This is a genomic window from Paenibacillus sp. OAS669 (genome assembly GCF_014873645.1).
Lineage (GTDB): Bacteria > Bacillota > Bacilli > Paenibacillales > NBRC-103111 > Paenibacillus_S > Paenibacillus_S vulneris.
Genome location: NZ_JADBDR010000012.1, coordinates 36,357 through 51,673, shown reverse-complemented (window position 1 = coordinate 51,673; position 15,317 = coordinate 36,357). Strand labels below are relative to the sequence as shown.

General features: G+C 49.8%; 9 protein-coding genes and 1 pseudogene. 5 read left to right on the top strand and 5 right to left on the bottom strand.

All coding sequences use genetic code 11. The annotated features are described in order from the left end of the window. Positions 1 to 35: 35 nt before the first annotated feature. A complete protein-coding gene (locus GGC63_RS23415) occupies positions 36 to 4,676 on the bottom strand; it encodes an RHS repeat-associated core domain-containing protein (RefSeq protein WP_192704387.1) in 4,641 nt (1,546 codons plus the stop codon). 94 nt (positions 4,677 to 4,770) lie between these two features. Between GGC63_RS23415 and GGC63_RS23410 the strand changes: the two are divergent. Further along, a pseudogene (locus GGC63_RS23410) lies at positions 4,771 to 5,481 on the top strand (aldo/keto reductase); the annotation flags it as partial. Between the two features lie 314 nt (positions 5,482 to 5,795). Here GGC63_RS23410 and GGC63_RS23405 read toward each other — a convergent pair. Further along, positions 5,796 to 7,775, bottom strand: coding sequence for a YjhG/YagF family D-xylonate dehydratase (locus GGC63_RS23405; protein WP_192704386.1), 1,980 nt, complete (start codon positions 7,773 to 7,775; stop codon positions 5,796 to 5,798). Between the two features lie 100 nt (positions 7,776 to 7,875). Then, positions 7,876 to 8,562, bottom strand: a complete 687-nt coding sequence (locus GGC63_RS23400; RefSeq protein WP_192704385.1) for a GntR family transcriptional regulator — start codon at positions 8,560 to 8,562, stop codon at positions 7,876 to 7,878. A 206-nt stretch (positions 8,563 to 8,768) separates the two neighbouring features. Between GGC63_RS23400 and GGC63_RS23395 the strand changes: the two genes are divergently transcribed. Genes GGC63_RS23395 through GGC63_RS23385 form a run of 3 tightly spaced genes read left to right on the top strand, consistent with a single transcriptional unit; the run spans position 8,769 to position 12,453 of the window. Beyond that, complete coding sequence (locus GGC63_RS23395) at positions 8,769 to 10,253, top strand: spore germination protein (RefSeq protein WP_192704384.1); 1,485 nt, start codon at positions 8,769 to 8,771, stop codon at positions 10,251 to 10,253. After that, complete coding sequence (locus GGC63_RS23390; protein WP_192704383.1) at positions 10,250 to 11,344, top strand: GerAB/ArcD/ProY family transporter; 1,095 nt, start codon at positions 10,250 to 10,252, stop codon at positions 11,342 to 11,344. The genes GGC63_RS23395 and GGC63_RS23390 overlap by 4 nt, the downstream gene beginning before the upstream one ends. After that, positions 11,341 to 12,453: a Ger(x)C family spore germination protein gene (locus GGC63_RS23385; RefSeq protein WP_192704382.1), complete on the top strand. Its 1,113-nt coding sequence runs from the start codon at positions 11,341 to 11,343 to the stop codon at positions 12,451 to 12,453. Before GGC63_RS23390 ends, GGC63_RS23385 begins: the two co-directional genes overlap by 4 nt. A 123-nt stretch (positions 12,454 to 12,576) precedes the next feature. Here GGC63_RS23385 and GGC63_RS23380 read toward each other — a convergent pair whose 3' ends face one another. Next, positions 12,577 to 13,461 carry a sugar phosphate isomerase/epimerase family protein gene (locus GGC63_RS23380; RefSeq protein WP_225948457.1) on the bottom strand — a complete coding sequence of 295 codons (885 nt, stop codon included), beginning with the start codon at positions 13,459 to 13,461 and terminating at the stop codon, positions 12,577 to 12,579. Next, positions 13,439 to 14,248 carry a phytanoyl-CoA dioxygenase family protein gene (locus GGC63_RS23375; RefSeq protein WP_079910945.1) on the bottom strand — a complete coding sequence of 270 codons (810 nt, stop codon included), beginning with the start codon at positions 14,246 to 14,248 and terminating at the stop codon, positions 13,439 to 13,441. Before GGC63_RS23375 ends, GGC63_RS23380 begins: the two co-directional genes overlap by 23 nt. A 195-nt stretch (positions 14,249 to 14,443) precedes the next feature. Here GGC63_RS23375 and GGC63_RS23370 point away from each other — a divergent pair, with 195 nt between their 5' ends. Beyond that, positions 14,444 to 15,250 (top strand): helix-turn-helix domain-containing protein, encoded by an 807-nt coding sequence (locus GGC63_RS23370; protein ID WP_192704381.1) that lies wholly within the window; start codon positions 14,444 to 14,446, stop codon positions 15,248 to 15,250. Positions 15,251 to 15,317: the final 67 nt, after the last annotated feature.

Here is a 15,317-nt window from a genome sequence, read left to right as displayed (position 1 = left end):
TTCGCACTCTCGGTTCTCCGTGTCCAATATTGAGTCTAGCACCAACTTGCTCCTCCCCCTACACCAACACCAGTACTAATCTCTACATATTTTTGATCAGATTTATAAGTAAATTCACCAAGTAATACTTCTCCTCCAGATATTCCTGCATTAGTTGTAGTAGACGACATTGTGCCATTAAGATCACTTGTAATTGAATAATTAATCTTTGCCCCTCCTTCAGCTCCTACAGTACTTCCAGAAGAAGCAGTAAAGTATAGCTTTACCGTATTACCTTTTGCTTCCACCCCTAATTTTCCTCCAACAAATAAACTTGCTGCACCCTCTAGCTTTAACGATATAGAATCTGCGATCTTTTTGCCAGATCGAATCTTTTCTGCCCAAGCGTGCATACTTGTCTGATAGTCCTTCCAAGTTTGTACATTATTACAACCATCACACGTTAACCCCGTCAATTGTCCAGAATTGATTTTATCAATGTACGTCTGAGCGTTCCACCAGTTCGTTTGTGCAGTCTGAAGGAATGGTGTAGGATCTTGATTTCCTGTAGGCATTGGTAGTGCAGCTCTAAAACTATCTGTCATATGCCCTGTAGGATCTCTAAACCGGATTGGATTATTCTCCACATAGGTATAAAGATTCAAACTCAGCGGATTCTTTATATCCCCTTCATACGTATCCTTATTAATAAACCTTCCGCTATCCGGATCATACCATCTTGCACGAAGATATTGCAATTTGCTGGAGTTATCCCATAATTCTCCCGAATACCGGAATGGATTGGATACCGTTTCCTTCGTATTCTCCTTTATGGTATTTCCCCATAGGTCATAGTCATAGCTATTCAGTTCAATTCCACTTGCATTCATCAGTTGCACGACATCCCCGTGCCCATTATGCAAGTAGTACGATAAGCTACTATCATTACCTTGTCTGGCTAGTAACCCCAGCCCTCGTACATAACGAGCATTCATCACCGGCCCATTCCCCGTAACAGCCGCATCCGCTATGATTTGATCTCCTGCCGTGTAGTAGCGGGTCGTTTGGCCGTTCTCGGTTCGCTCGTACAGCAATCCGTCTCCGTTATATTTGTACGTAACCGTTTTATCCCCTGTTACAGCTGTACGCAGGCGATTAAAGCTGTCGTACTCATATTGAACCGGGGTATCATTTAATTCCCTGTTCGTGACATATTGCGTCCGGTTCCCCCGATTATTGTACTCGTACGTTTCATCATATTGGCTTGAAGATAAGATCTGGTTCTGTGCATCGTAGGTATAGGAGATATCAAATGGCCTATTTCCCTTTTTTCCTTCCGCGCGTGTGATGTTTTTATTTTTATCATAAGTATAATCATAAAAACCGAGGATCGTTCCCGCATATCGGTCTCTTAACGTTAATGTATCGAGTTGGAGTCCCTCATAGGTGAAATCGGTGTTATACCGATTCTCTTCAATGCTTTTTACAAGGTTGTTGTTATAGTACGTATATTTACCAAACATACTACTGCTATCCGTCTTGGAACTTGAAGCCGAAACCACTTCGAGTCGATTTCTCTTATCGTAGAAGTAATAGTCTACTTGTCCGAATGGACCTTTCATCGTATCTGTATTTCCCCGCGCATCATAGGTATACGAAAGTTTCTTTTGGTCCGGATACTCGACCGAATCCAATTCTTTGGTATTTGCTTTATACGTATACTTGGTCGTATTTCCGCTTGGGTTTCCTGTAGTGATGTTGTCGGTCATCGTTAATCGTCGGCCTGCGTCATCGTAGGTATATCGGATTTTCTCATCAGGTGCTTGAAGTTCTTGTAAGAAACCCCGATTGGAATAGTGAGACGTGAAGATTTGCCCTTTTGGATCTTTATGCTGAATGACCTGACCATTTGCGTCATAGATAAAGGTTTCCGGAGCTTGTAATGGAGACTCTTTTTGAATCAAACGTCCCAGTTCGTCATACGTCTTCTTTATCGCATTGCCGTCAGGGTAGGTAAGTAGAACCGGCTGCCCTGCTAATGAATAGGTGATGCTTGTGGTCGCTTGTTTTGGATCTTTGACCGAGGTGACTCTGCCTAATGCATCATAAGCAAAGTTCGTCATGTTGCCGTTTGCGTCTTTTGCTGTTAGGGTTTGTCCGGCATAATCATACGTATACTCCCCTTGCACAAACGTTTGGGCATTGCGATACTCTGCTGTTTGAATGACCCGACCCATTTTGTCAAAGGTGGTTTTCAGGATGTTGCCTTCGCCATCGATTTGCGTTTGTACCCGGTTGATATCATCGTATTGGGTCTCCACTTTCCCCTGATCCAGATAGCGTGCTTCTATTGGACGATTCCAATTATCGTACGTCGAAGTGGTTCGGTTGCCCTCGGCATCCTCGGACCAGGCTAGGCGCCCATAAACATCATAGCCATACTTGACTTTGACCTTCTCTACTCCATCGACGATACCCTCTTGAATTTTCCGCCCCAGTGGATCCCATTTGACAAATACCTTCGCATCCGTTTCATCTGCTTTCCATATTTTGTTTTCCGCATCATTGTATGTTGCTATCTTCTTGGTTCCATCCGGGTTGGTAATTGTAGTGAGACGGCCCAGAGCATCATAATCATACGTGGTTTCTTGATTTTTACCATCGGTATAACGAGAAAGTTGTCCTGTTGCTTTGTTAAATGCCGCCTGAATGGTGACTAAAGATTCCTGCTTTTCAACATTCATTACTTTGGTGGACTGCTTCGTTGGAAATGCACCTGCATAATCATTACTGTATTCGATGGAGGTAACCTTATTCCGAGTAGCATCTAACTTTGTAACAATTTCAAGCGGATTTCCATAGGTATCAAACTTGGAGATTTCCACTTGCTTAAGCAATTTGCCGTCTTCATTATTCTCTTTTACAACAACCTTCGTGACTTTCCCTTTATCATTTCTTGAATACCCGGTGTAACTCTTTAATTCGCTATTGATGGGTTTGGTCACGGTCAGCAGCGATCCATTTGTTGGATCATACGTTATATCTGTTGTTTGTCCTTGCGGATCGGTCTCCGATGTCATTTGACCAAAGGTGTTATAGGTTCGCTTGATGGTTGTCGTTTCTACCGGAGTCCCATTGTTCATTAGGGTCGTGTCGATTTGTATCGGCGTCGGCCTTCTTCGTCCTTCATCATATGTCATCGTAGTCTTCTCACTGATTTTGCTATCGAGTACACGAACGATGGATCTGTTATAAAAATCAATTTGGTTAGGACGCATCATCAATTCCGTGATTTTCCTTGTGTACTTATACTCCGTTCGATTCACACAAGATTCTAATGTTCCCTGGCAAACCACGTTGGTGAAGTCATAGCTCGTTTTTAAATGAGAAGAATCGGGTCCTACGATAATTTGAAATTCCTTCCGATTGGTAAAAGAACTGCTGCCATCAGCATATAAAATTTGATCTTCGCGTGAAGCAATCGGAAAGACCGTTTGTCTCGAACGCTCCCCAAGTAATTGGTTTTTCGCAGCATAGGTATATAACGTTTTCCCGCCTGTTGGGTACGTCACCTCTCTCAATAAGGCCACTTGATTTATAGCATAACCGGCTGTAAAGGAAAACGGACTATCTGCCGTCTGATAGTTGTAGAATGTTTTACGACCCATAGCATCCGTGACGGAACGTAATTTCTCACTTTCTCTCTTTTTCCATAGATAAAACTTCCCGGTATCATAGGTCGTCTCGGTATCTTTTTCATATGTTATGGTCCGGTCTCCTTGGGTAATCGTTACGTTAAGGCCCGTATATTGGAATTGAATGGTATTCCCTATGGCATCTTTAATTTCCGAAAGTACCGTGCCGTATTTGGGATCTGCTGCATACGAAAACGTAATCGTATTTCCATAACGGTCCCTGCGTTCGTACAATCGACCGTATTTATCAAATTTATCGGTAATTCCTGATAGTTTATTGGTCAATTCTGCAGTAATCCAACTCGTAGTGGAATCGCTCCCCAATTCCGTATTGAGGATATAGTCATTCCATGGATAGTCTTTCAACGTGTTTCCTTCTATTTTATAGGTTACCCCTTCGCCCGTATTGTAATAATACGAACCAGCATAACGGTACGTATAAGGAATATTCCATGTCCATCCTTTTCCGAAATGATACATGTTTTCGCCTGCTGGGGGGTTCAGGGCTACGTTCCGATAATAAGGCCCATCCTTATAGTTGTGTCTTTCAACCACATTGAGTTCATTAGCAGGTGCAATTTCTTTCACCGTGCGAGTGTAATTTCCGTTCCCATCTGGACCTACGAAGCCCGTATCGCTATAGATAATTCCGGGATGCTCTTCCAACCATTTGACACCAATGTCCTTATCCTCAATAAAATCATAGTCTTCGACCAAGGTGATTCTGGTTTTAGGCGATGTTGCAATCACTTCGCCATTTCGTTTGGTTTGCGTGTACTGATATCCTGCAAATGTCGCTTTGCAGTCACAGCTATAAACTTTCTCAACGTCTTGATCAAAAAATCCTGCATCGGAACTATTGTACATCCGTTTTAATGTAAACGAGAGTCCATTTCTTCCGGGCAAAGTAAACTCCCCTTGAGAAACCGTCAGGGAACCTGTCATGGTCGAAATAGATTCGTTACTGTCCCCAATGGAAAAAGGAGCTTGATCCAATTTCATTTGTATTTGTTCGATCGCATTGGCATCGTACGTTTCATTATCCGCAGCAGCAGCTGCAATCGGATAATCGATATTTGTCGATTCTGTGTTCTATCCCAATGACCGCGGATTATCCCGCAAGCATATTAAGGAGCAGTGCGAGGCCAGTCTGAAAAGATTAGGCGTGGACTACGTCGACATCTATTTCTGTCACCGGTACGACGACCAGACTCCTGTGGAGGAGACGCTCCGCGCTCTGGATGATCTTCAAGCCGAAGGCAAAATCTTGTACGCCGCCGTCAGCGAATGGAGCGCAGCTCAAATAGCCGACGCCGTCGGCATCGGAGCATCGTTGAGATTGCGGCCCTTGATCTCGAATCAGCCGATTTATAATATGTTTGAACGGTATATCGAACGCGAGGTGATGCCTGTATCCATGGCTGCAGGCTTGGGCCAGATTGTGTTCTCGCCTCTCGCCCAAGGGATATTGACGGGAAAATACAAGCCGAATCAGCAGCTGCCTTCGGACAGCAGGGCTGCCAACCGGGCGGTCAACCATGTCATCAACAGCTATCTTCAGGAAGATGTGCTGCTTTGTGTGGAGGAGCTCGGACAAGTTGCTGAACGGCTCGGTATTCAGCTGTCCCAACTCGCGTTGGCCTGGGTGCTAAGACAGCCGGGTGTCAGCTCGGCCTTGATCGGGGCCAGCCATCCGCAGCAAATCGAGGAAAATGTAAAAGCGGTGGATATCGCGCTTCAGCAGGATACGCTCGATGAAATTGACCGTATTCTGCAAAAAGTCGCCGGGTTCGCTCCGCTTCGATAAGTGCCGGAGTAAGCAGGAAAAGGATCCGCTGATGCGGATCCTTAGGCTGTCGAGAAACCTAATAGAGCTTGAACTATTGCCAATATACTCCGATGGGGTATCCCCCTCCAGCCAGGCTTCCGAAGCAGGCTTTGCTGCGCAAAGCCCCCGGCTGTTGAAACCCGTGAATTAGATTATATTTAGGGGTATTTTCACGGGTTTCAAAGGCGGACGTAAACTCCTCCGAGGCATACCCCACCTCCATATGTAGCATAGTTCACGCAAAACAGGGTTTCTCGACAAACTCAGGATCCGCTGATGCGGATCCTTTTGCTTTACTCAGACCTCTCCATAGCGCGCTTCCCCGCTTCAAGAACAGCCAGGATGCGGTCCACATCATACACGCTTCCCGCCCAAGTTCCGCCGCTGACCGATTGCAACGCAGCCCATAAGCGGGTATCGTCGGGAAGCTTCGGGTCGGCCCTTAGGCCGGGATGAGGGGTTCGGGATGCCAGCACCTGCGCTCCTTCCTCCGGGGTTAGCAGGTCGTCTCCGTGCCCTATGAAATGTACGCTGCCTTCCAGCCGATTTCGGTCGATTCTAATCTCTATGGTGTCTCCATCACGAAGCTTTCCTATCGGACCGCCAACGAGAGCTTCTGGACCGACGTGCCCGATACAGGCTCCCGTCGATACCCCGGAAAATCTGGCATCCGTAATCAGCGATACTCGTTTGCCGAAGGGGAGATGCTTCAATGCAGACGTGACTTGATAAGTCTCTTCCATCCCTGAGCCTGATGGTCCGCGCCCGATCAGGACCATAATATCTCCCGCCTCAATCCTGCCTTGCTTGATAGCGGCTATCGCCTCTTTCTCCGAGGTAAATACTTTGGCTTTGCCCCGGTGATGGTACACTCCGTCCTCCTGTACAACCGACGGATCTATGGCGGTTGATTTAATGACCGAGCCTTCCGGTGCCAAATTGCCGACGGGGAACGTTACGGTCGAGGTTAAGCCGCGCTGCCGGGCCTTCGCCGGATTCATGATCACCTCGTCGGGATCGATGCCGTCCTTCTCCATAAGCAGGCGTCTCATACGATGACGCCTCTCGCTCTGCTCCCACCAATCCAATACCGTACCGATCGTTTCCCCGGAGACGGTCATCGCTTGCTCTTCCAATACGCCCTCCCGGCGGAGATGAAGCATCACCTCCGGTACGCCTCCTGCCAGAAACACTCGAACGGTCGGATGATCAACCGGACCGTTAGGGAGGACGCTGACCAGCCGCGGCACGTTCCGATTGATGCGAATCCAGTCTTGTACTGTCGGTATCGTAAGACGCGCGGCATGGGCAACGGCAGGAATATGCAGCAGCAGATTGGTCGACCCGCCAAATGCCGCATGCACGGCCATCGCATTATGGACGGCCGCTTCGGTTAACACGTGCTTCATAACGATTCCCTTCCGGTCCATGAGCATCAACGCGCGTGCGGATTGGCGGGACATCTCCTTCCACACAGGCTGTCCCGACGGAGCCAGAGCCGCATGGGGCACTGTCATTCCCAACGCTTCGGCGACCACTTGGGAGGTAGCCGCCGTCCCAAGAAACTGGCAGCCCCCGCCAGGCGTCGCACAGGCCCGGCACCCAAGCTCGGCGGCATCCTCCAGCGTGATCTCGCCTTTGGCATAACGTGCGCCGATCGTCTGAATCTTGCCCGCGTCCTCGCCACGGGTCGGCGGCAGCGTCACTCCCCCCGGCACAAGGATGCAGGGGAGCTCGTGCATGGCAGCGAGCGCCATCATCATCGCCGGCAGCCCTTTGTCGCATGTGGCGACTCCAATCACGCCCTTGCGCGTCGGCAGAGAACGGATCAGCCGCCTGAAGACCATCGCGGCATCATTCCGATAAGGCAAGGAATCGAACATACCCTCCGTTCCCTGGGACCGTCCATCACACGGATCGCTGACATATCCGGCAAACGGAATCCCTCCACTCGCGCTTATTTCCTCCGCAGCCGCCTTCATTAGCAGCCCGACCTCCCAATGACCGGTGTGGTAGCCTAGCGCAGCCGGGCTTCCGTCTTCATTCCGGATGCCGCCCTGCGTGCTTAACAGCAAATACTGCCTGCCGCCCAATCCGCCCGGCGCCCATCCCATCCCCGCATTTTGCGTTAGTCCGAACAGCTCGCCGCTTGGCGCGTGAAGCAGCATGTCCTTGGTCAAAGGCAGTGTGCCCGCAGGGCCCGCCGAATGGGTCTCAATAGCAAACAAGCCTTCCTCATTCTGCCCCATGATCTCGTTCAACACATCCGTCATAGAATCCGCCACCCTCTCATCCTTTTTATTGAACAAAAAAGAATACGCTTACAAGCTTGGTATTTAAGGAATGCCTTGGGTCATGGCATTTCTCCCAGCCTTACTTGAAATACGCCGGGTACTTTTCTTTCAGCTGATCCTTATCGATATCTCCCATGCTGAGGTGCTCTTTCATAATCTTTCCGGCAGCATCTTCCCGTTTGTCACGGATGGCCTGTACTAGTCCTTGATGCTGCTCCAGAATACTCTCCCAATCTGTATTGGAAGCAAGCCGCAAAAAACGAACGCGGTTGTAATGCGTACTCATTTGCTGGATCATATTCCAGGTTCGGATTTTGCCGCAGCCGGTAATAATCGCTTTATGAAATTCTTCGTCCAGCTCAAACAGCCGTTCATAATTTTTCTCCGCTGCGCAAAGCTGCTGAAGATTGATCAGGTTTTGCAAATGCAGCACCTGCTCGGAGCTCAGTACGGTACAAGCCTCTCTGACAACCGCCGATTCCAGCGTTTCCCGAATAAAGCGGGACTCTTCAACATGCTGCCAGTCGATCAGTGAGATAAAAGAGCCTTTTTGCGGAACCGTCTCGATCAATTCCTCCTGGGCCAGCTTGACGAAGGCTTCGCGAATGGGAGTGCGGCTAACCTGCAGCATCTCGATGACGTCCTTTTCCGAAATAAACCGGCCGGGCTCCAACCGTAATTCCATAATGTTCTTCTTCAGCGTGCTGTGAACGTAATCCCGAATGAGTCCCTTATTGTCTCTTGCCGAATGTAAATGAAGTTCCATGGATTTCCTCCGCTATTCCTAGTATTCCTACTATAACAAGAAGACCCGGGAGATACAAGGCAGTGCGATTCATTATCCCCGTAGTTGGATGCAAATGTAAAAACATTCCATAATCCACCACCGCCGTCCTGCCCAAGAGGCGAATAACCGTTTTCCAAAAGCTTTATACTACAAGGTATGTATATTTTGGAAGGGAGGCTTTTCACATGATCGCCATCGAACGCTTGATTGAATCGTTGGGAAATCCCTCTGATCTGGAATTACAGCATCTCTACCAGCCTGACGGCATTGAGCCCGCTGGCACCCTGCTATTCTTGTCGACGATTACAAACCGAATCGAGATGGAGCGCCTGCTTTTTCTCCCGCTGCAAAGCCTCGTAAATAAGGAGAATCTGCATCCCAAGGAGCTGGTTAAGCATCCTTCCTTTAGGCAGTACTCCTCCATGGGGCAATGGATACCCTCGGATGTCCAAAGCATCGGAGCCAAGCTATTTGCTGGTCACTGCATTTTGCTGCTGGAAGGAACGAAAGAGGCTTTAGCCATTGACGTGGCGGATTGGCAGCACCGGTCTATCACGCCTCCGGAGACGGAAAGCTCCCTGATCGGACCGCGGGACGCCTTCATAGAGAATCTGAACGTTAATATTGCTCTGATTCGCGCGCGGATTCGCCACCCCAATCTCATCGTCCGGTCCTTCACTGTAGGACAAGCCGCCTCGAATAATGTCACGATGTTTTATCTGAAAGGCATCGCCGATCCCGATATTATCAATAGTTTAGAGAGCCGGTTAAGAAACATCCAAATCGACAGTTTGCTGGATACGACTCAGCTGTCTCATCTCATAGTGGAGAAACGGAAATGGTGGTCCCCCTTTCCTCTCATGCAATCTACGGAACGACCAGACAAAACCGTATCCGCACTGCTTGAGGGACGTATAGCCTTATTGATGAATACATCCCCGACGGCCATTATTTTGCCGGTCACGTTAACCGCGCTGTACCAAACTGCCGATGACTACTACTTCCCTTTCTTATCCGGAACATTCCTCAGGTTTATCCGTCTGGTCGGAATGTTTATGACGCTTTTCCTGCCCGCTCTCTATATTTCGATCACAACGGTGAACCAGGATATCTTACGGATTCAGTTCATGCTGGCCATTGCGGCCAGCCGCGAAGGCGTTCCCTATCCGGCTTATATTGAGGTCTGCATTATGGTCTTTCTGCTGGAGCTCATTAACGAAGCCAGCGTGCGGCTGCCCAGGGTCATCGGAGGAACGGCCACCATTGTCGGCGGTCTGATAATAGGCACAGCCGCAGCCCAAGCGCACCTGATCAGCAATATTATGATCGTTATTACGGCGGCCACGGCGATAGGCAGCTTTACTACACCGAATTACATGGTCGGCGTAGCGCTACGCATGTGCAGCTATCTGCTGATTGCCTTATCGATACCGCTAGGGTTATACGGCATGACAATTGGGACTGCGTTAATTTTTATGGCACTGTGCCATTTAAAATCGTTCGGGGTCCCGTATTTGGCGCCATTTAATACGTTTTTTTATAAAGACCTGCTTCGAGATGCCATGACAAGGGCCCCTATCGGCATGTCCGCTTTTAGACCTAAGACATACCGTACGAACCCGGCCAAATCGCGTCGAATAAGCCGCAAGGAAGGAGAAGAGCTGCTGTGAAATGGAAACTGAAGGAAAGAGAAGTGCAATATCCGATTTTGCTATTCGTAGTTGCTGTCGGATTATCGATTACGCGGGGAATTGAGAATACGGTGATCCAATCGGCCGGACGCAACGGGGTTTGGCTGTTCTTCCCCTGCGCGCTGGTGGTTTTGGCAGGAGCCTGGGTCAGCCTGAGCATTGTATCCCGTCTTCAGAGCAGCTCCATCATGATGGCCGGAGGTGAGGTCGGTCCCTCGATCTTATCGCCATTCCTTTATTTATTATATGGGGCTCTCTTCCTGGGAGGAGCCGGCTACGCATTAATGCTGGTCGGGGATTTTTTCTCGCGAACGCTGCTGTATGGAGATCAAAAGCTGTTGATGACCCTCGGTCCCGTGCTGGCGGGGCTCATGGCTATGTTCACCATGGAGACGATCGGCCGATATGCTCATTTATTGCTGCTGTTCATCGTACCTCCCTTTCTGTTGATCTCCTTGCTTCCCGTAAAAAATGCGCACTGGTCCTTCCTCCTTCCCCTTGTGGATAACAACGGCTGGGAGGACCCCCTCCGGTCCATCGCCGGGATTATGCTGATGTTTATACCGGCAGCTGCCTGTACGATGCTGATGAGTCCGCTCAAGGACCCTCAAATCAAAAAGAGCTACGCATTGCTCACGATCCTCATGCTCTTTGCTTCTTTATTCGGCAGCTTTATGCTAGCCATGGGGATAACGACTTACGGAGTCGCCACTGCCAGCAGGCTGTCCTTTGTCGCTAACGGCACCTACGGAGCAATCCGGCTGGAAAATTTCGTGCTGGAGCGAATCATGTTTTTCGCCGTTTTGCTCTGGGAATTTCTGATCATTGTCGGGTCAGCGTTTTTTGTCCGAAGCGCGTCCTTCTGCTTTGCCCAGATGCTTCGTATCCGGCTGTCTCCCTATCTCATCATCCTGATAACCGTCATCCTTGCCTTCTTGTTGCGCAAGGCTCATATTCCTTTTTTCTTTATTAATTACTCCTATTGGTTGGGGTGCTACAGCATGTTTATCCTGATCGTTCTTCCGGTTCTGTTGTACCTATGGATGAAAGTAAGGGGGAAGGCTGCATGAGAAAATACAGCAAGCTATGGGCATGCTCGATCTTGCTGTCCCTGCTCCTTACCGGATGCAGCAACGTGAAGCAAATTAACCGGATCACATTCGTAACCTGCATCGGCATCGAACCCTCTTCCAAGGGAGTGCTTATCCACGCGTTGTCCGCCATACCGGGCAAATACGCTGCCCTTGCCCCTTCCGGCGGATCGCTAACCGGTAAAGAGGCACCCGATTTCATTTTGACGGCTGAAGGCGCCAACATCTCCGATGCTCTCTATAAGCTTAAACGCAAATCAGCGAGGGACATCCAGTTCGGTCATACCAAAATCGTGCTCTTTTCCAGCGAGCTAGCCAAAAAAGGGCTGGAGGACCAGCTGGATTTCTTGATGCGCCGCAGCGAAATCCAAAATATTGCCTGGGTCGCCGTCACGAATAAAAGCCCGGAGCAGATCCTGAGAACCAGAGTAGCGGTGCCCGAATCTGTCAGTGATTGGATGGTTGACATGTTTTCCACTGCGGGGTCGGATACATTTGAGGTGCTGCCTATCTACTTGTATCAGTTCTATACATACATCCGCGAGCCCGGCTTCTCGCCCTATGCGATGGTTATTGATACGTCGGACGATTCCACCTCCCTGCAAATAACGGAAGCCGCTGTCTTCAGGAATGATAAGCTGGCAGGAACGATTCCTGCATCCGACGTGAAATACTTGTCCATGCTGAATAATAGAAAGCTCGCTTCCACTACTCTATCGATGAAGGATGAGAAGGTCTCTTTCTCCATGCTCAATTATAAAAGCCGAATCGGCTGGAAAGAAGATCATTTTGAAGTCCGTCTTGATTTGAAGCTCGATTTGGATCAAGCTCCCCATCTGAATATGGAAACATTGCCCGATCTGAAAGAGACCCAGGAGAAGCTGAGCCATCAAATCGAGGAAGAGATGCGATCGTTCATAGCCAGGCTGCAAAAGCTGCGGAGCGACCCGGCCGGCTTCGGTGAAGCTTACCGTCTGGCGAACGGGGGAGCGTTGGATAAGGAGCAATGGCAGAGCGAGCTATTTCCGGAGCAGAAGGTGAAGGTTCAGGTCCATACCCAAATTCAGCGCAGAGGCATGATCAAGTGATACAGCCGGACGATCGGGATTGCCGTGGGAAGCTCGTCATCGTACGCAGGATGCTCTGAAAGAAGCCTCGCTGCGCAGCGAAAAGCACCGCATCTGGCTCTCAACCAGACCGGTGCCCTTCCGCTACTTGCCGATACGATTCCATAGGCTGCGGGCTTTAGCCGCGAACAGCAACGACTGAGCCCATCTGTCGCTGATCTCTTCCGTTCTAGCTCCATAATCATCCACAGTAATGGCATAGGGCGGAGGCCCCAGCTCGCAGACGAAAGGGAATCGGTCCTCACCGCTCGCTTGAGCGAGCCAATGCCTCATCCCGCTCTCCCACCAGCGCTCATAATGCTCCAGCATCGGATGCTCGCCATTCTCTCCGACGTTCACCTGCACCTGCTCGCCGTTGGATACTCTTGCATGAATGCTCGAGGTCCGGGTCAGCAGCGTTTGCAGCAAGGCTTCCGCTTCCTCGCTAACCGTCCTCATTTCACCGGCGACGACATAATGGGAGAAATCAATCGTAAGCCGTAAGGAAGGCAGACGGTTTATATATTGAACGGTCCGGAGCAAATCCTGTGTGATGGTCCCCCGGTGGGTTTCGATAAAGACTTGAATCCCGGCGTCTCGAGCCAGCCGATCGATATCATAAAGCAGCTGCTCGGCTTCGGCGTCTATGACAAAAGGCGTCAGCACTTGTGCATTCACGTACTGGACAGTGCCTTCATAAGCAGTAAGCTTCTTGATGAATGCAACCATGTCCTCCGCTGTCTTGGGATACGCGTTGACACTCAAGGTCAAACGGTATTGATCGAGCAGGCGTCTCCAATCTGCGGCTTGTTCACGCTCAGGAATGAAGGCATTCACTCCGTCAAACCCCGCCTTGGCAATGAAGCGCAGCTTCGCCTCCAAATCCAAGGCATGATCCGGGTCGGCGGGTCGGATGCCGTTCATCCCCCACCAGGACATCTGAACATCAAGCTTAGGGCTTCTGCCATTAGTGCGGGTAGACGTTATCATGCTCAACTCCACAAGGCCCCCCATCCGGATTCATCTCCAGATCAACCGGTGTGCCGTCAGCTCGGAATAACGGGCGATAATGATGGCTGATCCTAGCCGCGGATTCATTGGCATAATGGCAAATAAAAGCTCTGCGGAACCGGTCCTTCGTTTTGTTTCGGTAAGAGCCGTGAATCAAATTGCCGTTAAAAAACAGGACATCGCCTTTTTCCATAATAGCCGGAATCGCCTTTTGATCCTTGGGAGGCTTCACATAATGGGTCGTGAACGATTCGTCGGCATCGGCCTTCTCCGGGCAAATGATTTCATAATGATTCGTTTTGGGTACGACCAAGAGACCCCCGTTCTCCTCATCTGCCGGATCGATGGCCGTCCATGCCGCGATACAGTTGCCCGGCTCTACCTTCAGATAGAAATTATCCTGATGCAGCGCCTGCCCCCGCGAGCCCGGAGGCTTGTAATAAAACATGCTTTGCGCCGCCAGCGCCGGTTCTTCGAATAAATCCGCCAGCACCTCCATGACCGGCTTGTGGAGCATGTACTGTTTGGCCGTTTCGTTGAAGCGGTGGGGGTGCATCACTCTCGGATAGCGCTTCAAAGGATCGTTAAGCTCCGCATCCATGTCAGGCTCAAAATGACCCGGAATCGTGTGATGGCTGATTTCCTCGAACGTACGCTCAATTTCGGCAATATCGTCCGGACTGAACAGCCCTTTGACAATTAAATAGCCCTCCGTTTCAAAAAAATCCTTCTGCTCCTGCGATAAGGTCTGCAAGCTGACTTTCATCTTCGACATCTCCTTTTTACTGGATCTTGATGAGTGATCATTTATGCTCCTAGCATAAGGCAAAAGGCTGTCAGGATGAAGTAACAAAGATGCTAACTAATCCTACGATCCTGCTATTGCTATGGAAAATGGGGAGCTGATCGTATATGCTGGTATCAGCATAATCCGCACTAGCAAGGAGGCTGACACAGGGATATGAGAACAGACCCCGATAACCGAACCTTTCATTACGATGGGAAAGCGTATGGCATTGTCATTGCAGGCCAATTTGACAAGCCGGATACGTATGTGACCAAACGGCCCGAGGGCATGAGCGATTGGCTTATCACCTACACGTTGAGCGGCGAAGGCTATTTTAGGACCCCGGGGCAGGAAACCGTCTGCAAAGCGGGCGATGTAACGCTGCTTAGAGCGGGAACTCCGCATCAATATGGAACCGTAAGCGGGCAAAGCTGGCATTTTGTCTGGGCTCACTTCTCCGATCGTTTCATGGAATCACGCCTGCTGCCGGAGGCCGATCTGGTGGTTCAGTCCGTTGACAATTCCTCCTCCCGCAAACGAATCTACCGTACCTTCAAAAAAATTATTAATGATTTCAGGGAACGCGGCGAATATTGGCATGAGCTGTGCCTGAACGGTTTGCGTGAAATCCTGCTTCTGTTAGCCCAAAAAAGCATTCAGCGGCTCGACGCGCGGATCGAGGAGACGCTGAACTATTTATCCCTGCACATGCGCAAGCCGCTTCGCATTGATGAGCTGTCCCGCAGCATCGGTCTGTCCCCCTCCCGGCTGTCCCATTTGTTCAAGGAGAGTACAGGACATTCCATCATTGATACCTTGAACCGGATGAGAATCAGGCAGGCTGCTCTTATGATCGAGCATACCGACCGGAGCTTGACCGAAATCGCTTATGACGTCGGCTACCAGAATTACAATCACTTCACCAAGCAGTTCCGCAAGCATTATGGCGTGAACCCGGGTTCCTATAAACGGGCGACATAGCCTGTTCGAAAAAAGAAGAGGACGCTGTTGAGCGTCCTGAGTCTGTCGAGAAACCTAGTTTTGCGAG

Coding starts and splice junctions, on each gene's coding strand:
- GGC63_RS23405 (WP_192704386.1), bottom strand. CDS start 7,775: ATGACGGATGTGTTGAACGAGATCATGGGGCAGAATGAGGAAGGCTTG.
- GGC63_RS23375 (WP_079910945.1), bottom strand. CDS start 14,248: ATGAAAGTCAGCTTGCAGACCTTATCGCAGGAGCAGAAGGATTTTTTT.
- GGC63_RS23395 (WP_192704384.1), top strand. CDS start 8,769: ATGATCGCCATCGAACGCTTGATTGAATCGTTGGGAAATCCCTCTGAT.
- GGC63_RS23400 (WP_192704385.1), bottom strand. CDS start 8,562: ATGGAACTTCATTTACATTCGGCAAGAGACAATAAGGGACTCATTCGG.
- GGC63_RS23415 (WP_192704387.1), bottom strand. CDS start 4,676: ATGAAATTGGATCAAGCTCCTTTTTCCATTGGGGACAGTAACGAATCT.
- GGC63_RS23370 (WP_192704381.1), top strand. CDS start 14,444: ATGAGAACAGACCCCGATAACCGAACCTTTCATTACGATGGGAAAGCG.
- GGC63_RS23385 (WP_192704382.1), top strand. CDS start 11,341: ATGAGAAAATACAGCAAGCTATGGGCATGCTCGATCTTGCTGTCCCTG.
- GGC63_RS23380 (WP_225948457.1), bottom strand. CDS start 13,461: ATGATAACGTCTACCCGCACTAATGGCAGAAGCCCTAAGCTTGATGTT.